The organism is Mesorhizobium sp. P2_A8, from assembly GCF_056404935.1.
The window spans coordinates 460,652-478,213 of the sequence record NZ_JBFUDB010000003.1 but is presented as its reverse complement, the minus strand read 5'-3'; the positions used below and the strand labels follow the sequence as shown (position 1 = coordinate 478,213).

Sequence of the window (17,562 nt, the reverse complement as noted above, 5' to 3'; positions counted from 1 at the left end):
GGACAGCGCCAGCGCCGCCGAGCGCGGGGATAACCTCTACCAGACCTGTCCCGAGGCCATGCACACGCTGCTGGCGCTGGAGACGTTCGGCGGCCGCATCCTGGAGCCGGCGTGCGGACGCGGCGCGATCTCGCGCATGCTGGAGGCCGCCGGCTATGACGTCGTCCTGTCCGACCTGATCGACTATGGCACCCACGACCGTCATGGCGTCTGCCAGAACGTGCAGGACTTCCTGACCAGCGAGCCTGGGGAAGGCTGTGACGACATCGTCACCAATCCGCCCTACGGCTCGGTGCTCAACGCCTTCGTCGCTCATGCGCTGCGCGTGCACCGGCCGGCGAAAATGGCGCTGCTGCTCAACCTGAATTTCTTCTGCGGCTTCGACGATCCCGACCGCAACTTTGCCATGGACGAGAACAAGCCGGCGCGCGTCTACATCTTCACGCGGCGCCTGCCGATGATGCATCGCGACGGCTGGGACGGGAACGAGGCCAACTCCCGTATGAACACGGCCTGGTTCGTCTGGGAGCAGAACCTTGTCGGCGAATACGCTGGGCCCACCGTCACCAGCCGCGTCGATTGGAAGGACTATCAGCCGAGCGCCCAGGAGAGCATGCCTTGAGCAGCCCAATCACCGCACGCAGCAAGCTCGATGCCGTTCGCGCCATGATCGCCACAAAGAAGACATGGCTCAACTCTTTCGGAACCGGTCGCAACAAGCGACCTGATTTCGAGATTTCGCAGAAGCACGAGGAACTGACCATGCTGAACGCTATCGCAGCCGACTATTTGCGCATGGTCGAGGAGGAGAGCCGGTGAATCATTTCGCAGGCTTCACAACGCCGGTCGTCGGCGGTCACCATGCCATGCTGCGCTTCGCAGAGGACGGCCAGGCCGAGCCGGTGCTAGGCCCGAAAGGCACGCCCATGTTGTTCCCGACCGAGGCAGAGGCATGGAAGGCTGTCACCGAGAACCTGCTGCGCTACTTCAATGGAAATATGAGGCGCGATGGCGAAACCATCACCAGCGCCCGCGACGCGGCCGAGCGCCTTTTCCGCAAGGGCCGGATGATCCCGGTGGAGCACAAATAGACATGGCCAGTTTCCGAGAGGGTTGGGCGATCAAGTCGCCAACAGCCAGCAATGCGCACTACTTCCGGCGCCCCGGCGTTGGCCTGGCCGTCTCGCTCTGCGGCTCTCAGGACGCCGCCGCCGGCTGGCTGCGGGATCCCGGTGATGTCGACAAATGCGAGCGGTGCGCCCGGCTGTTGGCGAAGGAAGTCGCGAAATCGGCCGCTGTGCCGCCAGAGGCAGGCCAGGACGAGCGCGGGGACCATCGGACGTATGATGGGAAGGCCGGCGACTGACGCTCGTTGGCGGGCTTCTACGCTCGACAAAAAATGCGATTATACGTTTGCGGCCAATATAGGTCTCATCGACCTCAACAGACTTGGACTGGCAAAGGATGCATCGTGGAAAAAGCCGTGAGCACCACCAAATCAGCAACGAAAACGACGCCTAGGGCGAAGATCGATATAAAGGCAATGTTAGATGACTCTAGAGGGAGAGACGTGGCGTGGCTGACGCTGCTCCTTGCCACCGATAGGCAAGCCTTAGAGCTGTTTCGAATTTATGTGACGTTGGGAATAGCGGTTTCATCGGGGCTTGCGGCGGGAGCCGCAAAGCAAGCTTGGGGAGATGAAATATACCCCATTGTTGCCCTTGGCTCGATGTTACTCTGCCTCTTCGTCGGGTGCTTTTACTGTTTGAAGGCGATGCGCCCCGTCGAGATTTCCCTACCTGGCAAAGCGGGTAATTTCTGGCAATGGGCGATGCGTGACGACATAACAGAAACGGCAGCGCTATCGGTGTATTTTGAGTACGCTCAGGCCGCTCAAAACATGAATAGCAAAGTCAACCTGCTCAACTCCGGCGATCTCAATGTGGCAAAGAAACTTGGCATCGCGGCGTTTTCTGCCGCCGCGATGGTTATGTTAGTAGGGTGGCAGGCGCCTTAACGCTTCTCAAATTTGCCAGTGTCGCCATTCTTTATAGCCGTCTGATCTGGTGGCGGCGGTGGTGGGTCGGACTTTGGCGGCGGCGGCGGATCATCCTTTTTGTCAGTCATTTTCCCTCTTTCAGTGTCACGCGCCCTAAAGGCGCTGGCTGCCGCGAGTAGCCATCCGTTACAGGATTGAGAGAAAAGTTTGCCGGCGGCCCTAGTCAACGTAGCACGACCGTAGCCACACCCTAACGAATTCGGCCCTGGGTGCGTAAAATGCATAACCGCCCAAAGAAACGCCCGCCGCGAGGACCAATCGCGGCGGGCACCTCAGCCCCACGGAGAAAGGCCGAGGCTGTTACATCAGCATCGAGCGGGCGTGAGCCCCACGAAGCTGCGACTCCATCGACCGTAACGTGCGCGCTGCTGCGGCCAGAGTGTCGGCCATCTTGTCGGCCCGGTTCGGGTCGACTGTCTTCATGGCGACGAACTCGCCCTCCGTGAAGCCCGAGGCGATCGCCGAGACGATTTTCTCTGCCATCCTCTCCATGCGGGAGATCGCGGCCATGTCGTCTTTTGTGGGCTCTGGCCGGTTCTCATTGTCGAACATGCCGCCCTGCTCGATCCGGTCGCGCACGGATTGCGCCGCCGCCTTGATGCTCGACCAATCTTTCAGCTTCCCGCTCGAGAACAGTTTCACGATGTTGACCTGATCGGATTTGGGCAAGTCGACCAGATCGCATGGCCGAGCGGGAACTGGTTGGCGTCGACCAGCTTCTGAATCGTCTCGTCCAGATTGAGCAGCGCCGTGCGGGCTTTGATGCGCTGCGGCTGCACGCCGATATCCTTCGCCAGCTTCTCGACCGTCCAGCCGCGGTCAAGCATCGCCTGGAACGCGCGCGCTTCCTCCAGCGCTTTGATGTCGGCCCGGGCCAGGTTCTCGACGATGGCTTGCAGCGCCATCTCATTGTCGTCGATCTTGACGACCTCGCAGAGAATGTCGGCGGCGCCAATCAGCTGGTGAGCGCGCCAGCGCCTCTCACCGCCGACGATCATGTAGAGGCCTTCGTCCCCGACGGGCCGGACCGTGATGGCCTGGATCAGGCCGCGCTCGCGGATGGATTCGGCCAGCTCCTGGAGCTTGACCGCGTCGAAGAAACGACGGGGCTGATTTGGGTTCGGGATAACCTGGGTGAGGGGGATACGCTTTTTCATGGTCGGGTCTCCGTGGTAGGGAATTTCTTAGCAACAACAATAACTTAGTTTGTAACCAATCCGGTTACAAGTGGGTTACTAAGAAATATCCCCCACGGGGTTCCGGTCAGCCTTTGATTGACCTCAACTGAATGACTGTTATGGGTGCCTAGGCAGTCATCCGATCACCGAGAAAAGTGGCACGAAGCCGAATCGCCCTGCTGGCCTTGATGTGCTGTTATGGTATCGAGTTGTTGGCGGATAATATCGTAATGCCGCCGCTCGAACTCGGACTTACCGAATTTCAGTTCCACGGCGGCGAGCTTGCGTTGCAGGATGGGGAGGAGAAAATTCCCGCTGCCGCAGGCCGGCTCCAGAAAACGCATCTGGTTCGAGCGCGTGGAGCATGCGCGCTGCTCGTCGGTATAGGTCCAGTTGAATATCTGTTCCTCGATGAACTCGCCGGTCGCCAGCGTTACACGGTTGTCGTTGCAGCAGGCACATCGGCGGGGATCGGCCTCGATGCCTTGCCCCCGGTTCGGCAGGCCGTCGGTAGCGGCTTCGACTCGAAAACGATCACGCTTTCCTGCGGCAAGCTCACGACAGGTGTGACGGTGGCGCAGTGGTCGTCGATCCTGATGCTGCGCAACCTCAAATCCCCGGAAACCTATTTCCAGGCCGCGTTCCGGGTGCAGTCGCCGTGGTCGATCAAGAATCCCAATGGTGACAATCCCAACGAAGAAGAGGTGCTGAAGCCGGTCTGCTGCGTATTTGATTTCGCGCCAACACGCGCGCTGCGGCAATTGTCGGAATACGGCCTCGGCCTCTCGCCCGGTGAGCCCAACCCCGAGAATGCTGTTCGGGAGCTTGTCTCGTTTCTACCCGTGCTGGCCTATGATGGTGCCAACATGATGCAGATTGACGCGGGCAGCATCCTGGACCTTGCGATGGCCGGTACCTCGGCGACGCTGCTCGCCCGCAAATGGGAATCCGCGCTGCTCGTCAACGTGGACAACGACACCCTGCGCCGAATTCTCGACAACCCCGACGCAATGGCCGCAGTCGGGCGCATCGAAGGCTGGCGCGCACTTGGCGACAACATTATTGAGACCATCAATAACAAGAGCGACAAGGTCAAAGATCTCAAGAACAAGGCGAAGGGCGAGGATTTAACCGCGAAAGAAAAGAAAGAACTCAGCGATGAGGAGAAGGAATACAAATCCAAGCGTAAGCTCGTTCAGGAAAAACTGATAAAATTTGCGACGCGCATTCCTGCCTTCATGTATCTGACGGATTTCCGCGAAAACACGCTTCAGGACGTAATTACCAGGCTGGAGCCGGACCTGTTCCTCGCCGTGACTGGCTTGACAGTAAATGACTTCCATCTCCTCGTGAGCCTAAGAGTGTTCAACACCGAGAGGATGAACGAGGCCGTCTTCGCCTTCCGACGCTATGAGGACGCTTCACTCCGCTACACTGGCATCGAAAGCCACAAGGGGCTGTCTCACTACGGTCTATACGACACGGTTGTGGCAAAGAATGAAGACGGTAGCTTTATCGATCAAGTCGGTGCGTAATTTAGACTGCAATGGACGGAGCGGCAGCAATCGCACTACCAGGCGTATTCGACACATTTGTTGCCCCCTTCACAGAGACGTTGGCTGGCGGCTCTCGACCAGCGCAAAGAGCCGGTTGAAATTGGCGTCCGGCATGTGGAGCGCTTCGCGGGCAGGATCCTCAAGGAAAGCACCCATCTGGTCACGCTCGGACGCTTCCGGCGTTCCCCAATTCTGGCCGACTACGCCCGCGTTGATCAGGTCGTAGCCGTCGAGGCTGAGCAGGATACGCAGGGCGTTGTGGAAGCGGGCGGCGTTCATGCCATTTCCCCTTCGATCTTGTCGGACAAGGGCGACAGCACCTCGTTCCAGATGGCGTTGCAGACTTCGTTCTCGCTGGAGTCGGAGACCACGTCCCAGCCGTCGTTCCCATAGATCAGCTGGAACCAGCCGAGCTTGTCGCCCGCTGCGTTGCGGATGACGATCACGTCCTCGTCGGTCGAGAACAGCGCGGCCATGATGGCGGCCTTGTCGGTGGAGCGCTTTACCGGCCAATCCTCGCCATCGCTGACGGAGATCACATAGGCGCGCTTCAAGCAGGCATCCACCAAGGCAGTGCACATGCGGCGCTCGTCCTTGATGCGCCGGGCCAGATCGCGGTCCCCGCGTTCCTCTGCCGTGTCGATCGCATCGTCGAAGCCGGTACGCACCGGCGGGAAACGGAACTTCTCGAGTCCGGACGGCCCGAAGCTCGGATCATTGCGCAGCCCATGAAGGACCGAGCCGCGGTTCGGCATCGCATCGCAGGCAGACAGGCGGGCATTGTACCAATCCAGGCTCAGCGCCTCTTTCCACTTGCGGCCACGCTCGTCGGCATAGGAGCGCAGGGCCGCCAGTTCGTCTTTGTTCAAGGTCATCGTCTTTCTCCGTGGTAGGGTTGGGTTCGAGGAAGGCGCGGGGTTCAACCCCACGCCAGTCCCCAGCGTTTGGCGCACACCGGCCCGTAGCCGACGTCGATCGAGCGGGGGTCGGTGAGCTCGATTGCGCAGAAGCAGCAGTTGCCGGTCCGCTTGCCGTGGGCGGCGCCGGCCTTCGAGGGGTTCTCGGCCAGAGCCGAGAGCGCGGGAATCAAGGCGTCTGGACCTGGCGACCGGCGGGAGCGTGTGAACTCGCCCTTGCGGTCGATGCGGCCATACGATTCGCGGCTTTCGAACGAGCCAGGCGAGGTGACGTTGATCTGCCCGGCGTGGCTGGAGCGCTCACCGGCAAGCGCGAGAATGATGGTTTCGCCTTCGACGTCGAACCGGATCTTCGGATGCTTAAGCTTGTTGGCGATCGCGGTGTCGAACAGGGCGATCAGCCCGTCCATTGCGCCTACCTGCGCCTTCGGCGCCGCCGGCTCGGATGGCGTTTGAGCCCGCTGGGTGAGCGTGGCCACCCACGGCCACTGGCGCTCCGAGAGGTGGGCGCGGCTGTCGTATTGATGGATAAGGGAAGCGGCGAACTCCGCGTCCCGGCCGGCCAGCTTGGAAGCGGACTGGCGAAGGGCTTCGATTTCGAGGTTCATGGTCGGTCTCCGTGGTAGGGGGAAAGAAAGCGCCGCCCGAAGGCGGCGCTTTATCAAAGCTCGGTGGCGACGATCTGCCTGACGCCACAGCCACGGAGCAGCCCGAGAGAGCGGAGAATTGCCTTGACCTCCGCGACGGCTGCAGCGCGGCTTGGCGCCATGCGGTTGCCGTAGAAAGAGGAAGTGCCGTTGGTGTAGTGGATGCTGACTGCGAACAGTTGAGGTCTCCGTGGCAGGAATATCTAAGTAACTTCAATAACTTAGACTGTAACCAACTTGGTTACAAGTAGAAAGACCACGAAAAGCCGATTATTTTCATCCACTTCTGAGGCGGCTAGTGACCGGCTGAAACCGGGCCTGCAGGACGTCGCTGGAGATCGAGCGCTTGTCGTCGCCGGACTGCACGAGAGCCTGTTCGATGTGCTGCGGATCGACGCCGATCACCGTCCAGATGCGGCCCTGAGCGTCGGGCGCCTCGGCGCCCAGGTAGGGAGAGACCTGGAGGGGTTCGGGCGGCGTGGCCGGGTGCCTGTATTGCGCCGGCAGCTTGGGATGGCTCCACGCGCAGCCCTGGGTCTCCATGCCATATTCAAACACCTCGAGTCCGAGCTGTTCTTTCAGCCACACCGAGATGTAGGCGCGATGGCAATACTGGTTGTCCGTCGGGGCCTCGTAGCAGAGCAGGGCGCAATCCTTGCCGCCCGAGATGTCTTCCATCTTGGCGACGATCTGCCGGGGGCTGAGCTTGGCCAGGATCTCGAAATAGAGCTGCTTGTAATCGCGGTCGCTGGCGGTCTTGAACCAATCGCCTGGAGCCAGCTCGGGCATCTTTCGGTAACCTGCTTTGTAGCCTCTCGGTGTGCCTCGACTGACCCCGATTTTCTGGATGGTGTCGGGGAGAGGATGGAACCAGGATGAAGTGAAAATGCGCATCTTCGACTCTTTCTGTGGTGGGGTTTTGGACAGGTCCAAATGTAAACTTGGTGAACTTCCGAAGCAACCAAAATGACACGTGTGTTACCATTTTGGTGCGTTGAGTCAGCCGTACATCTGCATTATGTCTGAGACCTCTCTGGCGCTTCCGAGCGCGATTCCGTGGTAGGGATTGAGAGCAAGGCCGACCAAGGGCAACCTGGTCGGCCTTTGAATTTTCCGGCGCAGCGGCGCGCTGTCGTAGACCCGGGGCCAGACGACCCATTTGCTGATCCGACTCATAGGTCAGCCAGCGCGGCAGGCTCTTGAAGTCGCCAAGCAAGCTGCGACCGGACAGAAAGCCGTGACCGACATATTCCGGCCCGTCGGCGAAGAACCTGAAACTCGTCCTGGCCGGCTCGGCTGACACCCAAAGGTCGAGATCTTCGGCCAGTTCGACCCGCTCCAAAGTGTCGCGCCGCAGGATCCTGCCGATAAACTCCTCGTCGATGCGGTGAGGTGTGGCCGTGTCGAAGACCTGACGAAGGCCGGAATCGATCAGTATGAAGCGCATCGCATTTCCCTTTGGTGCTTTCGGTTTTCGATGACGGGCGCCTTCTCGGCCTCCCATAGGTCCAGCCACCAGGCGCAGAGTTCCGCCTGGTAGCGGTTGTCGGCTCCGCGCTTGCGTGGCCGCTTGATCTCCCGCTCGATCCAGGTCAGCCGGTCGTTCAGCGCCGGCCGATAGAGGAGATGGCGGAACGCGTCCGCGAGCTGCATGTCGAGGGTGTAATCGCCAGTGCAGCCGAGTGGGGAGCAGTCGCGATGCCAGCTGCCCCACATCTCGAGGGCCTGGGTAATGGAGGGGCGCAGCTGCCGCCGATCCTCCTCGTCTTGGGGTAATTCTCTCGGGGGAAACATTGGGGACTCCGTGGTAGGGATTGATCCTATGGCGTAACCAAAATGGTTACAATATGGTCAAGCTAAAAATAGCTTCTGCGGGCGTCCTTCCAGACCTTGACGGTGATGGTGTTCACGTAGGTCCCGACCTCGGCGAATGAGCCGTGGGGCAGATCGTTGAACCTGGCGTTCAGCTTCTCCATCAACGCCCGGAAGGCGATGGCCTTGCGCGTCTCTCGGAACTCGGTCCCGGCTGACATGATGGCGGCGAGGCAACCGTCGTCTTTCAGGAAGTCGAGCGCATGGACGACGTGGTCGATATCGCGCTCCATGTCGAAGGGCGGGTTCATCACGATGCGATCGTAGAGGCCGGTGACCGAGGGGCGCAGCGACAGGAAGTCGGTGGCGTAGACCTTGCGATAGAGCCCCTGAGCCTGCAGCGCGCCGGCCAGCGCCGGCTGCAGCTCGACGCAATCGACCTGGTTGTCGAAGCGGTATTCCTTGCGCCACCGCTCCATCTGGTCGGCCTGCCCATAGCCGTAATGATCGGAAAAGTCCTTGATGGTGGAGACGCAGCGCCGCGCCAGATTGCCGGTGCCGGCGCTGGGCTCCAGGATGGTGAGGCGCGGCTTCTCGATCGGCTGCAATAGCGGGATGCCCTTGATCAGATCCTCGGCGGCACCGTCCGGCGTCGGGAAGAAACCGAAGTTCCTCGCGGGCGTGGTCTTGCGGTTGCGGAAGAGATCGTCGGGTTCCTTGGTCTGCGCGTCGCCGATCACCTCGCCGTAGTATTCCGCCAGCATCTTGTTGACCTTCTCGACCAGGTCGTCGCGCGTGAACCAGAGATGGGCGTTGCCGTTCTTGTAGCCGACCACCTTGAAATACTCGCCGTGATGCTCGGACTGGTGCGGCCCGTATTTGCGCTCGTTCCTGATCTGGCCGATGATTCCGCCGTAGGCCGCGCCTGGCTTCTGCCCGTCGAGGACGCGGAAGGTGCGCTCGATGTCCTGCAGCGTGTCGGCGGTCCTGCCGTAGCTCAGCCCGCCGCTGTATTCGGCGAAGGCATTGGTGAGGATCACCCGGCCGCCGACCTTGAAGCCGTCATGCGAGCGAAAGCGGCGGTCGAGCGAGGAGAAGGCGACGGCAATGCCGCGCCGGAAGATCATCTCGGCTTCGCCGGCCCACTTGTCGATCGTGGCGTAGATGTTGTCGACGGTGACGGGCGGAATGCCCTGCAACTGGTCGAGGTTGACGAGATCGCGGCTCTCGCCCCTTCCTGGGCGCCATGCTTCTGGCACCCATGCGAGGCTATCGCGTAGCTCGTCCTTGGCCTTGCGGTCCATGAGCGCGTCGAGATCGGTCATCTGCACCAGATAGTGCCAGCAGGACACGTCAATGAGGCGCACCGCAGTGCGGAAATATTGGTCCCGGTCGGGGAGCTTCACGGCGTTGAAGAACGCCTTGATCTCGGCGGGTTCCCGTTCGCCGTGATAGTTGTTGGCGTGTTCGCCGGCAGCAGACTTCCAGAGCAGCGCAGCCTCCTTCATTTTGCCGGCGGCTCGCTCGACGTCTTCGAATGCGGCGTAATACGCGGCCACCGCGGCATCGCGATAGGCGGCGATCTGCTCGACGGTGTTGCGGGGGATCAGCGCGTTCATGGCTTCTGCCCGACCGGCTTGGCGCTGGTGGCGCCGTGCATCTTCTGGAAGATGAAGAAGTCTTTGCGCTCGATGATGATCTCGTAGCGCTTGGTGCCGTCGGGCAGGGTGAACTCGTATTCGGTGGGCTTGTCGGTCACTGGTCTGGTCTCCGTGGTAGGGTCTTGGCGGGCGACGGGACCACTCCCGCCGCCCTATCGAAAGGGATGGTTTGCCTCTCTCAGTGCATCACGCCTCCCTCGCTGGTTTCCTGGAAATCGAAAGCCATGTCGGCTTCTTCGGCCGCCATGGTCTCAGCGCGGCGCTCGCGGCATCCGGGGCAGAGACCGGTATCGTGCCAGCGGCAGGGGTCGAGGCATTCGTCGCAGTAGAACATGGTCTCAGCGGCCCCGGCCCTGAAACGAAGCGACATGATCCGCAGCCGACATGCCGGCACGGAAGGCCTCAAACGCAAAGTCGAGGCTGTAGCCGTCGACGTCCTGGTCGCCGTCCAGATCGTGGCCGGCGATCCGCTCGGCCTTGCCGACCCAGCGGAGCCAGTTTGCCTCGCTGGTGCTGATTGCGCCGCTCTCGCGGGCAACGTTCTCGGGGGAGAAGGGATGGTCTGGAAAGCTGCTCTCTTCGGCGTCGACCTCGGCCATGCGGCGCTGTTCCCAAAGGTCAGCGTGCTTGTCCCAATCACCGGCTTTGCGGGCTTCCTCAATCTGGGCTGTCAGGGTCATCGTTGGACTCCGTGGTAGGGAATTTCTTAGCAACAACAACAACTTAGCATGTTACCATTTTGGCAACAAGTAGAATAAACTAAAAGATAAACGCTAGCTGGCCGGTCTTCTCCTGTCGGGTGGCGAAGCCGAGCGATGCGAGGCCGGGGAGCGCGGCGATGAAACCGCCTGGCTGATAGGCAGGATCCTTTCGCCTTTCCTCGCGCAGGTGCTCGTCGGAGGCCTCGTGCCGCACGTTGCCGCGCCAGTAGCCCGAGCCGAACGGCGGGTTGCGGAGCTTGGGCTTTGGCAGGCGTTTGCCGTTGCCGTCGGCCAGTAGCGACTCCTCCATCACGATGGTCAGCATCTCGCGGACGTCCAACGCCTCCTCGACGAACCAGCGCTCGCGGGAGAGCCCGCCGCCGGTAAAAGATCGGAAACCGGTCTCGCTGAAAAATGGCCGGTCCAGGTCGATGACCTTGCCATGCAGCCCCGGCCCGCCGAACAGGCCAGGATACTCGACGTCCGTCCTGCACCCGTGGATCAAGAGCATGAACCGACCGGGCTGGCCGTGCATGGGGATTTCCCCGTCGCGCGCGGCCAGCTGCTTGCCGAGCCATGCCGATGCCGAGTTCCAGCAGTCGAAGCGGGATCGGCCTTGCGGAGGCCATGAGCGACCGGAGCCGTCGGCTCGCTCCTCGCGACCGCCATATTCCGTGATGCGGTATAGGGTCTCGACACAGGCGTCGATCACCAGCTCATAGGGGAGGCGCGCCGGCTTGTCGCACGCCATCATAGCCGCGTGGTAGTGGCCGAGCGCTTCACGCGCGATCGAGACAAGATAGTCGTCGGGACCGTTGCGCAGCATGGCGACGATGTCGTCCTGCTCGCGGCGCCGCTGCTCGGCCTCGATCTGCCATGCAGCCTTCTTCGGTTCTTTCTTCGCCTTTGCCATCACAAACACCCATTCCATGTGCTCGAGCTGACCATCGTCGGGAAAATCATCGGGGCCGGGGAACGGCTCGCGCTCCCAATGGCCCCACGCTGGCGGGAAAATCATCTCCTCCAGTTCGAACAGGTATTGCGCCTCGGCGAGGGCATCCTCTTCGCCCTCGTCCCAATCCCATTGGGGCGGCGTGGCGGTCTTCCATGCGTCGTATCCGGGGAGTGAGATCAAAGCAGCCTCCCGTCGGCCAGCTGCCAGACGCCATCGCCCAGCGGTTCGAACGGGCCGCGCTGGAGCGTCTGCCTGACCTTCGCCTTCCAGTTCGGATTGCGCCCGGCCTTCGGATTGTCGGCCAGTTCGCGGTAGAGGTCGTCGAGCCGGAGAGCGTCGCCGGCGCGCTTCATGACCTTCATCACCTCGTCGACCCACGAGCCGATAGAGGCAAAGCCGAAGATCAGGGACCGCAGCCGCAGCGGCACGAAAGCACCTGGCATGCCGCTTGCCGCCAGCCGCTCTGCATCGTCGGCGCCATAGGCGCAGAACACCGAGGGCGCGCCGGCATTGGCCTTGGCGCGGACGCCGGCCGCGTCGTGGAAATGCAGTCGGCCTTCCATAAACAGCAACGCGTCAGCAGCTCGCCACACGCTCTCGTGGAAAACCTGCGTTTCGGTGCGAGCGAAGATCAGCGCGATTCCATGGGCGTGGTCGGCCATACGGCCCATCCAGCGGGCGAGGGCGCTATTGCTGTAAGGTGGGTTCAAGAAAACCCGACCGTGCCAGGGCCTGATCAGCCCGTTGTCAGCGATGGTGTAGTGCTGGCGCGCCATGTCCCAAGGCCGGTCGAGCGGCGCGCAGGGATCGAGGTCGAAGCTCTCGGCGCCGCCGAGCGCGGCCAGGATCTCGGGAGGTGTCAGCCAGACGTCGGTGCCGGCCGCCGCGGAATGGTGGGAGCCGATCGGCATCAGACCGGCTCCCCGTCGCCTTCGTAGTAAGGCAGGTTCATGAGCGGGGCGGCGTCGGAGTCGAACATGACGTAATCGCAGCCGTTTTCTCGCGCGAAATCGAGAACGTCCTTCATGTCCTTGGGCAAGTCGCGCTGGCGCTCCTGATCGACCTCGCCGAGGGCGTCGATATCGGGAACGTGCACGAACCAGCCGAACTCGGTCGGGTAGACCGTCGAAAGCGGGAGCCGTCCGTCGGAGAGCAAAGAACGGGTTTCATAGGTCAAATGTCCGGTCGACAGATCGAGGAATTGCCTGATCATATCCGTGCCTCCGCGCTGGCTGGCTCGCATGCATCGTGGCAGTCGCCATTCTTGCTGAGGCATTCGGGATCGCCCTTCGGGCAGCCGTCGTCTTCCTCGTCCTCTTCGGGGACCAGCTGGTCGAAGGTCCATTGATCGCCGGCTTCGTCGAGATAGATGATCTTGCCATCACGCTCGACGGTCCGCTGCTCATCCCAGAAGATGTCCGTTCCCCCCGAATATTCGGGTGTGCCGGTAGCCTCGTCGATGCTGCTGATTTCGGCCCGTCCAGACAGTCGCTCAAGCGTGCCGGTGATCGGGCTTCCGGTCGGGGATAGGTAGTTGGCCACTGGTCTCTCCGTGGTAGGGGTGTTGTCAAAATGGTTGCAAGTTTCAGAGCAGCGGTCGCTTCTTGGCGACACGCTTGCGAGGGTTTCGGCCTGGGAAAAGTCCGAGTTCAGCTATGATCCCGGTCGTCCCCTGAGCCATCTTCGGCCCGAAATCTTGTCTGGTTGCTGTGGCGCGAGCGCTTTTTTCACTGCCGGCTCAATCTCGGGGTAGAGCTCGAGAAATCGATAGAGAGACGGGCGTGCTACGCCGAGCGCCTTGGCAGCGTCGGACTTGCGTCCAGCCGCCAAAAACAGCGCTTTGGCGACATCTTTGGGATCGAGTGACTTGATGCTGCTCATGGTCGTTTTCCGAAAAGTGTCCAATTTTTCTTTTCCAAAGCACTTGACCTGAGTACCGGGGGAGGGGCAGAAAACATGCAGCCTGATTCTTCTATGGCCGCTTCCCAACTCCTCCCCGATTCTGATCAGCCCGTGATGGCGCGCGTTCCTGCGCCGCCGTTGATCGGGCGATTGAATGTGGCGCGGTCGCCAGCGGCCCGACCGGCGTTGAAAGCGTTGCCGTCGCCCTTCATTCCGCCCTTCGCGGAGCCCTTGCGGAGCTTCAAGCCGATCTGGCCGAAGGCCTTGTTGACCAACGCCATTTTGACGATGACCAGGGAGTTGCCGCGACCATTCGGCCGAGCAGCCTGCTCGCGTTCTGCCGAGAGCCGGTGAAGGCGCTCATTGATGCGGCTGATGCAGCCGACCATGAAGCCCTTCTGAACGTCCCAAGGTCCGGCGCCGGCGCGATTGTAGCGCTCGGTCATGAAGCGGACGGTCTGGTTGCGGACGAACAGGTCGAGGCTTTCGACCAGCCAGATTGCAAACTGGCGATCCTGCTCGGTGCCGAAGAAAGTCATCGTGTCTTCCTTCTTCGAGAGCCAGGCTTTGCAGTCGCAGTAGCGGCCGACTTCGAGAGCCAGATGGTCCTTGATGACGTAGGTCTTGAAGTTGTCGCGCTTGGTTTTCTGGGCCGCGATCGTCTCTGCGTCGAGTTCGATCTGCGCCTTCGTCAGGCCGTATTTGTCCATGAGTTCGCGGGCCTTCGCCATTGCCTCGAAAGCCTCGGCTTCGGTGGCACCGGCGTCGGTGGTCTTGGCGAGCAAAGCCTTGATCTTGGCTGCCATCTTCTTCTGCTGTTCGGTCATTTCATGTCTCCGCGTGGTAGGGTTGATGTAACCATTCTGGTTACAATGCGGGGAAAGTAAAGGGAAAAAACTTAGCGAGCGATCCGGTATATGCTGATCCGGCCGGCCCGACGCATCGGGGCGTAGACACGCTCGACCTCGCCGGTTTTCACCAACGCGTTGAGTTCGTTGCGGAAAGCCTTGTTGTCCTCGCGACCGGCTGCGGCAGCGATGGCTACGGGTGCGAAGTAGGCGCGGTCCAAGCCGTCTGCTTCGGTCAGGGTCGAGAGGATGTCCATCTGGCTGCTTCGTCGTTTTGTTCTTTGATATCAATAACTTAGGCTGTAACCGATCCGGTTACAACTAAAAAGCGATCGCGGCGGCAAAAAAAGCGAAGGCGTTGGCGTATGTTTCAGGGCGTGGTGCCGAAGGAGTGCATCGCGCAAATCCTGCGCGTCTCCGAGGTCGACAAGTGGGGCAGGGTCTACAATTGCTGCTCCGGGACGTTCCGGTTTGAGCAGATCACGCTAGCCACTTTCCCCGGCGTCGAGATGCACTCGAACGACGTCAGCCTCTACTCCTCAGCGATCGCCGGTTATGTCCTGGGCAAGCCCATCGACTACGAGTTTCACGGCGCGCTCGACTTCGTGAACGAGCATGATTTTCGGGAGCCCGATCAGCGCCTCGCCGCACTGGCCGTGGCCTTCAATCTCGGGCGCTTCGCCGGCGGCAAGGCCAACGCCTACAAGACCAGCCACCGCACGCACCTGGTTGAGAACTTCGCCGGCTATGTCGAGCGCACCCTTGAAAAGGTCCGCAAGCTGCCGGGCATGATCCCGATCAAGAGCTACGCCCCGCGCGACTGGCTGCTCCACATGGAAGAGGCCATCGACCGCAAGGCAGCGGTGTTCAGCTACCCGCCATTCTTCAAAAATGGCTATGAGAAGATGTTCGAGTTCCTGGCCGCGAACATCAAATGGGAAGCGCCGCAATATCAGATTTTCGATCCGAAGAACCTGCGCGGCATCATCGAGCGCGTCCGGCAGGCCGGGGTGCCATACTGCATCCTCTCGGACCAGATTTACGAGGATCTGAAACCGGAACTGGAGTTCATCTCCGGCCGGGGCAAGCCGCACTTCTGCTACGTGTCGACGGGCAAGTCGTCCTACCTGCAGCTCGTGCCGCGGTCGGCGCCGTTCCGCTACAAGCCGGTTGACCTGGAGAAGATCAAGCCGGATTCGGTGGTGACCATCGGCAGGGCCGACGCGGCTCAGATGACGTTCCTGAAAGACGTCTACCTGAAAAAAGGCATCACCCACACGCCGGGCATGGTGAACTATCTGGTCCGCGTCGACGACATGCTCGTCGGCGGCCTGATCTACACCCTGCCGAAATTCGGCGAAAAGGCCTCGATCTACCTGCTCTCCGACTTCGCCATCTCCCAGCAGGGCCGGCTGTCGAAGCTGGTCACCAGGCTCGCCTGCAATGGCGAGGTTTTGCACGATCTCGGCAAGCGCTTCGTCAACCGCTACCGCGAGGTGAAGACCACGGCGTTCTCGGACCATCCGGTGTCGATGAAGTATCGCGGCATCTTCGAGCTCTCAAAGCGCGAGGAGAAGAACGCCCCGGATGGCAAGTTCATGCTGAATTACGTCGGCGCCCGCATCGACGAGACGCCGCAACAAGCGTTCGAGTGGTGGTATGGCAAGCACTTCAAGCGTTGACTGGAAGGCCCTCGATGTCGAGGCGCGGCAGGTTGATCCGAAGACGCTCCGGCGCCGCGAGAAGAACGCGCACTACATGGCACCGGCCATGTTTAAGCGCCTTGTCGAGAACGTCAAAATCGATGGCAGGCTGACCACGACGGTTCTGGCCTGCCAGGACGAGGACGGCTCGCTCGAGATCCTGTCCGGTCATCACCGCACCGCCGCCGCAATCGAGGCCGGACTGGCAATCGTGGATGCGCTCGTCATCACCACGCCACTGACCGAGAAGCGCAAGGTCGCGATCCAGCTGAGCCACAACTCGATCAACGGCGAGGACGACCAGTCGTTGCTCGCCCAGCTGTACGCCTCGCTCGACATCGACTCGAAGAAATTCTCGGGTCTCGATGACAGCGTGCTCTCTGGCGACAAGGGACCAGGTGCCGCAGCACTCGGCGGCGCGAACATCAAATACGACGAACTGCTGTTCGCCTTCCTGCCGGAGGAGCGCGTGCAGTTCGAGATCGAAATGGAGGCCATCGCCAAAAGGGCGAAGCGCTTCCGCATCCATGCCGCGCCGCAGTCGGGGTTCGACGCCTTCTTCGACGCCATCGTACGCACCAAGCAGCAGCTCAACATCGTCAACTCGGGCATCGCCCTCTCAGTCATGGCGCGCCTTGCCGGCGAGCGGCTGGATCAACTCGAAGCCGAAGCGGAGGACAAATCAGATGCGGCATGAACTGCCCAATCTTCTCGGCGCGTTCTCCGAGCCCGGCAATCCGCCGGCGGGCCCCTCTTTCGGCTCGCCATTCGTGGTCGTCGCCGCCATCCTCGTGCTCGGCTTCCTCGCCTGTGTCGCACGCGTCCTGTTTGCGTGATCGGCATGTGTTCGGGTCTGTGTAACGCAGTGTCGGTGGTTAGCATGGTCGTGGCGTCAAGCATTATGGGTCAGTTTGCGTTTCTGCGCATGTTGACCAATCGCAAGCCCCACAAGGCTTTGCGGGATGGTTTGGTAGTCTACAACACCCCTCGTGGTCCGGTGTTCATGGGGTGGGATTTGGCGGGAGAAAAAAAGGGCCATCCCGAACATTCCGAACACTCACACGCGCGAATCGTCCGGTGATCAAGACGGCGCGCGGCAAGAAGAAACCGGCCAGCAAGGCAAAGCCCACTGTGGAGCCGAAGCCTGCTACCAAGCCCGAGCCGGCGCCACAGCCGAAGCCGGCCGAGGCCCACAAGGGCGGGGCATCGCCGAAGCTGACCGAGCGCGATGTGGCGCGCGTCATTGCGATGCTGCGCCAGTGCGGTGGCATCAAGACCGTCGCGGCGGAGAAGCTGAACGTCGGCCGCACGACGCTGTACGCCTTTCTGAGCGAGCACCCGGAAATCCAGGAGGCCGACTCCGAGATCGCGGACGAGCTGCTCGACGTTGCCGAGGGCCAGGTGGTGATTGCGCTCCGCTCTGGCGATTTGCAGACCGTGCGCTGGTACCTGGAGCTGAAAGGCAAGGAGCGCGGCTATGTGCGCCGCGTCGAGACCACCGGCAAGAACGGCGGCCCGGTTGAGACGCAGCAGAAATTGGACCTGTCCAAACTGACAGACGAAGAACTCGAAATCATGTGGCGCGCTGCACAAGCGCGGGAGAGCACAGCCGGCGGGAAGTGA

28 protein-coding genes are annotated in these 17,562 nt (G+C 61.3%); 10 read left to right on the top strand and 18 right to left on the bottom strand.

Going from position 1 to position 17,562, the window contains the following annotated elements; translation table 11 throughout:
* The first annotated feature begins 58 nt into the window (after window positions 1-58).
* From AC1D10_RS11825 to AC1D10_RS11805, 5 genes are all read left to right on the top strand, one after another.
* Window positions 59-622: a TRM11 family methyltransferase gene (locus AC1D10_RS11825; RefSeq protein WP_477271782.1), complete on the top strand. Its 564-nt coding sequence runs from the start codon at window positions 59-61 to the stop codon at window positions 620-622.
* Window positions 619-819, top strand: coding sequence for a hypothetical protein (locus tag AC1D10_RS11820; RefSeq protein ID WP_477271780.1), 201 nt, complete (start codon window positions 619-621; stop codon window positions 817-819). Before AC1D10_RS11825 ends, AC1D10_RS11820 begins: the two co-directional genes overlap by 4 nt.
* Window positions 816-1,091, top strand: coding sequence for a hypothetical protein (locus AC1D10_RS11815; protein ID WP_457153329.1), 276 nt, complete (start codon window positions 816-818; stop codon window positions 1,089-1,091). Before AC1D10_RS11820 ends, AC1D10_RS11815 begins: the two co-directional genes overlap by 4 nt.
* A gap of 2 nt (window positions 1,092-1,093) precedes the next feature.
* Entirely contained in the window at window positions 1,094-1,366 is a 273-nt protein-coding gene (locus AC1D10_RS11810; protein WP_477271778.1) for a hypothetical protein, read from the top strand.
* 117 nt (window positions 1,367-1,483) lie between these two features.
* Window positions 1,484-2,017: a hypothetical protein gene (locus AC1D10_RS11805; protein ID WP_477271776.1), complete on the top strand. Its 534-nt coding sequence runs from the start codon at window positions 1,484-1,486 to the stop codon at window positions 2,015-2,017.
* 342 nt (window positions 2,018-2,359) lie between these two features.
* Here the strand turns inward: AC1D10_RS11805 and AC1D10_RS11800 are convergent, their stop codons facing one another.
* Window positions 2,360-2,701: a hypothetical protein gene (locus tag AC1D10_RS11800; RefSeq protein WP_477271774.1), complete on the bottom strand. Its 342-nt coding sequence runs from the start codon at window positions 2,699-2,701 to the stop codon at window positions 2,360-2,362.
* On the bottom strand, window positions 2,698-3,216 hold the full coding sequence (locus AC1D10_RS11795) for a ParB/RepB/Spo0J family partition protein (protein ID WP_477271772.1): 519 nt from the start codon (window positions 3,214-3,216) through the stop codon (window positions 2,698-2,700). Before AC1D10_RS11795 ends, AC1D10_RS11800 begins: the two co-directional genes overlap by 4 nt.
* Before the next feature lie 251 nt (window positions 3,217-3,467).
* On the opposite strand from AC1D10_RS11795, the gene AC1D10_RS11790 reads away from it, so the two are divergent.
* Window positions 3,468-4,772 (top strand): hypothetical protein, encoded by a 1,305-nt coding sequence (locus AC1D10_RS11790; protein WP_477271770.1) that lies wholly within the window; start codon window positions 3,468-3,470, stop codon window positions 4,770-4,772.
* Window positions 4,773-4,841: 69 nt separating this feature from the next.
* Here AC1D10_RS11790 and AC1D10_RS11785 read toward each other — a convergent pair whose 3' ends face one another.
* From AC1D10_RS11785 to AC1D10_RS11710, 16 genes are all read right to left on the bottom strand, one after another.
* Complete coding sequence (locus AC1D10_RS11785; protein WP_477271768.1) at window positions 4,842-5,072, bottom strand: hypothetical protein; 231 nt, start codon at window positions 5,070-5,072, stop codon at window positions 4,842-4,844.
* The gene (locus AC1D10_RS11780) at window positions 5,069-5,668 is read right to left on the bottom strand and encodes a hypothetical protein (RefSeq protein ID WP_477271766.1); all 600 of its coding nucleotides are present in this window, start codon (window positions 5,666-5,668) and stop codon (window positions 5,069-5,071) included. The genes AC1D10_RS11785 and AC1D10_RS11780 overlap by 4 nt, the downstream gene beginning before the upstream one ends.
* A 44-nt stretch (window positions 5,669-5,712) precedes the next feature.
* On the bottom strand, window positions 5,713-6,318 hold the full coding sequence (locus AC1D10_RS11775) for a DUF6011 domain-containing protein (RefSeq protein ID WP_477271764.1): 606 nt from the start codon (window positions 6,316-6,318) through the stop codon (window positions 5,713-5,715).
* A gap of 315 nt (window positions 6,319-6,633) precedes the next feature.
* Window positions 6,634-7,251, bottom strand: a complete 618-nt coding sequence (locus AC1D10_RS11770; RefSeq protein ID WP_477271762.1) for a DUF488 family protein, N3 subclade — start codon at window positions 7,249-7,251, stop codon at window positions 6,634-6,636.
* A 537-nt stretch (window positions 7,252-7,788) separates the two neighbouring features.
* A complete protein-coding gene (locus AC1D10_RS11765) occupies window positions 7,789-8,151 on the bottom strand; it encodes a hypothetical protein (protein WP_477271760.1) in 363 nt (120 codons plus the stop codon).
* Between the two features lie 62 nt (window positions 8,152-8,213).
* Entirely contained in the window at window positions 8,214-9,788 is a 1,575-nt protein-coding gene (locus tag AC1D10_RS11760; RefSeq protein WP_477271758.1) for a DUF4942 domain-containing protein, read from the bottom strand.
* Window positions 9,785-9,928 carry a hypothetical protein gene (locus AC1D10_RS11755; protein WP_477271756.1) on the bottom strand — a complete coding sequence of 48 codons (144 nt, stop codon included), beginning with the start codon at window positions 9,926-9,928 and terminating at the stop codon, window positions 9,785-9,787. The genes AC1D10_RS11760 and AC1D10_RS11755 overlap by 4 nt, the downstream gene beginning before the upstream one ends.
* Before the next feature lie 80 nt (window positions 9,929-10,008).
* Complete coding sequence (locus AC1D10_RS11750; RefSeq protein ID WP_477271754.1) at window positions 10,009-10,164, bottom strand: hypothetical protein; 156 nt, start codon at window positions 10,162-10,164, stop codon at window positions 10,009-10,011.
* A 4-nt stretch (window positions 10,165-10,168) separates the two neighbouring features.
* Window positions 10,169-10,510 carry a hypothetical protein gene (locus AC1D10_RS11745; RefSeq protein ID WP_477271752.1) on the bottom strand — a complete coding sequence of 114 codons (342 nt, stop codon included), beginning with the start codon at window positions 10,508-10,510 and terminating at the stop codon, window positions 10,169-10,171.
* Between the two features lie 79 nt (window positions 10,511-10,589).
* Complete coding sequence (locus AC1D10_RS11740) at window positions 10,590-11,666, bottom strand: hypothetical protein (protein WP_477271750.1); 1,077 nt, start codon at window positions 11,664-11,666, stop codon at window positions 10,590-10,592.
* Entirely contained in the window at window positions 11,663-12,397 is a 735-nt protein-coding gene (locus AC1D10_RS11735; protein ID WP_477271748.1) for a DNA N-6-adenine-methyltransferase, read from the bottom strand. Before AC1D10_RS11735 ends, AC1D10_RS11740 begins: the two co-directional genes overlap by 4 nt.
* Window positions 12,397-12,699: a DUF5983 family protein gene (locus AC1D10_RS11730; protein ID WP_477271746.1), complete on the bottom strand. Its 303-nt coding sequence runs from the start codon at window positions 12,697-12,699 to the stop codon at window positions 12,397-12,399. Before AC1D10_RS11730 ends, AC1D10_RS11735 begins: the two co-directional genes overlap by 1 nt.
* Window positions 12,696-13,028: a hypothetical protein gene (locus tag AC1D10_RS11725; RefSeq protein ID WP_477271744.1), complete on the bottom strand. Its 333-nt coding sequence runs from the start codon at window positions 13,026-13,028 to the stop codon at window positions 12,696-12,698. Before AC1D10_RS11725 ends, AC1D10_RS11730 begins: the two co-directional genes overlap by 4 nt.
* 111 nt (window positions 13,029-13,139) lie before the next feature.
* Window positions 13,140-13,367: a hypothetical protein gene (locus tag AC1D10_RS11720; RefSeq protein WP_477271742.1), complete on the bottom strand. Its 228-nt coding sequence runs from the start codon at window positions 13,365-13,367 to the stop codon at window positions 13,140-13,142.
* Window positions 13,368-13,492: 125 nt separating this feature from the next.
* Window positions 13,493-14,215 carry a DUF2786 domain-containing protein gene (locus tag AC1D10_RS11715; protein ID WP_477271740.1) on the bottom strand — a complete coding sequence of 241 codons (723 nt, stop codon included), beginning with the start codon at window positions 14,213-14,215 and terminating at the stop codon, window positions 13,493-13,495.
* A 71-nt stretch (window positions 14,216-14,286) separates the two neighbouring features.
* Window positions 14,287-14,493, bottom strand: coding sequence for a hypothetical protein (locus AC1D10_RS11710; RefSeq protein WP_477271738.1), 207 nt, complete (start codon window positions 14,491-14,493; stop codon window positions 14,287-14,289).
* A 108-nt stretch (window positions 14,494-14,601) separates the two neighbouring features.
* Between AC1D10_RS11710 and AC1D10_RS11705 the strand changes: the two genes are divergently transcribed.
* The 4 genes from AC1D10_RS11705 (at window position 14,602) to AC1D10_RS11690 (ending at window position 17,562) form a co-directional block, all read left to right on the top strand.
* Window positions 14,602-15,918 (top strand): putative antirestriction adenine methyltransferase, encoded by a 1,317-nt coding sequence (locus AC1D10_RS11705; protein WP_477271736.1) that lies wholly within the window; start codon window positions 14,602-14,604, stop codon window positions 15,916-15,918.
* Complete coding sequence (locus AC1D10_RS11700) at window positions 15,896-16,636, top strand: ParB/RepB/Spo0J family partition protein (RefSeq protein ID WP_477271734.1); 741 nt, start codon at window positions 15,896-15,898, stop codon at window positions 16,634-16,636. Before AC1D10_RS11705 ends, AC1D10_RS11700 begins: the two co-directional genes overlap by 23 nt.
* Entirely contained in the window at window positions 16,626-16,775 is a 150-nt protein-coding gene (locus AC1D10_RS11695; RefSeq protein WP_477271732.1) for a hypothetical protein, read from the top strand. Before AC1D10_RS11700 ends, AC1D10_RS11695 begins: the two co-directional genes overlap by 11 nt.
* A 241-nt stretch (window positions 16,776-17,016) precedes the next feature.
* Window positions 17,017-17,562: a helix-turn-helix domain-containing protein gene (locus AC1D10_RS11690; RefSeq protein WP_477271730.1), complete on the top strand. Its 546-nt coding sequence runs from the start codon at window positions 17,017-17,019 to the stop codon at window positions 17,560-17,562.

What these genes read in the sequence shown, in the direction of transcription:
- AC1D10_RS11825 (WP_477271782.1), top strand. Translation starts at nt 59, where the DNA reads ATGCACACGCTGCTGGCGCTGGAGACGTTCGGCGGCCGCATCCTGGAG.
- AC1D10_RS11810 (WP_477271778.1), top strand. Translation starts at nt 1,094, where the DNA reads ATGGCCAGTTTCCGAGAGGGTTGGGCGATCAAGTCGCCAACAGCCAGC.
- AC1D10_RS11795 (WP_477271772.1), bottom strand. Translation starts at nt 3,216, where the DNA reads ATGAAAAAGCGTATCCCCCTCACCCAGGTTATCCCGAACCCAAATCAG.
- AC1D10_RS11790 (WP_477271770.1), top strand. Translation starts at nt 3,468, where the DNA reads ATGCCGCCGCTCGAACTCGGACTTACCGAATTTCAGTTCCACGGCGGC.
- AC1D10_RS11785 (WP_477271768.1), bottom strand. Translation starts at nt 5,072, where the DNA reads ATGAACGCCGCCCGCTTCCACAACGCCCTGCGTATCCTGCTCAGCCTC.
- AC1D10_RS11780 (WP_477271766.1), bottom strand. Translation starts at nt 5,668, where the DNA reads ATGACCTTGAACAAAGACGAACTGGCGGCCCTGCGCTCCTATGCCGAC.
- AC1D10_RS11775 (WP_477271764.1), bottom strand. Translation starts at nt 6,318, where the DNA reads ATGAACCTCGAAATCGAAGCCCTTCGCCAGTCCGCTTCCAAGCTGGCC.
- AC1D10_RS11770 (WP_477271762.1), bottom strand. Translation starts at nt 7,251, where the DNA reads ATGCGCATTTTCACTTCATCCTGGTTCCATCCTCTCCCCGACACCATC.
- AC1D10_RS11765 (WP_477271760.1), bottom strand. Translation starts at nt 8,151, where the DNA reads ATGTTTCCCCCGAGAGAATTACCCCAAGACGAGGAGGATCGGCGGCAG.
- AC1D10_RS11760 (WP_477271758.1), bottom strand. Translation starts at nt 9,788, where the DNA reads ATGAACGCGCTGATCCCCCGCAACACCGTCGAGCAGATCGCCGCCTAT.
- AC1D10_RS11750 (WP_477271754.1), bottom strand. Translation starts at nt 10,164, where the DNA reads ATGTTCTACTGCGACGAATGCCTCGACCCCTGCCGCTGGCACGATACC.
- AC1D10_RS11745 (WP_477271752.1), bottom strand. Translation starts at nt 10,510, where the DNA reads ATGACCCTGACAGCCCAGATTGAGGAAGCCCGCAAAGCCGGTGATTGG.
- AC1D10_RS11735 (WP_477271748.1), bottom strand. Translation starts at nt 12,397, where the DNA reads ATGCCGATCGGCTCCCACCATTCCGCGGCGGCCGGCACCGACGTCTGG.
- AC1D10_RS11730 (WP_477271746.1), bottom strand. Translation starts at nt 12,699, where the DNA reads ATGATCAGGCAATTCCTCGATCTGTCGACCGGACATTTGACCTATGAA.
- AC1D10_RS11720 (WP_477271742.1), bottom strand. Translation starts at nt 13,367, where the DNA reads ATGAGCAGCATCAAGTCACTCGATCCCAAAGATGTCGCCAAAGCGCTG.
- AC1D10_RS11715 (WP_477271740.1), bottom strand. Translation starts at nt 14,215, where the DNA reads ATGACCGAACAGCAGAAGAAGATGGCAGCCAAGATCAAGGCTTTGCTC.
- AC1D10_RS11710 (WP_477271738.1), bottom strand. Translation starts at nt 14,493, where the DNA reads ATGGACATCCTCTCGACCCTGACCGAAGCAGACGGCTTGGACCGCGCC.
- AC1D10_RS11705 (WP_477271736.1), top strand. Translation starts at nt 14,602, where the DNA reads ATGTTTCAGGGCGTGGTGCCGAAGGAGTGCATCGCGCAAATCCTGCGC.
- AC1D10_RS11700 (WP_477271734.1), top strand. Translation starts at nt 15,896, where the DNA reads ATGGCAAGCACTTCAAGCGTTGACTGGAAGGCCCTCGATGTCGAGGCG.
- AC1D10_RS11695 (WP_477271732.1), top strand. Translation starts at nt 16,626, where the DNA reads ATGCGGCATGAACTGCCCAATCTTCTCGGCGCGTTCTCCGAGCCCGGC.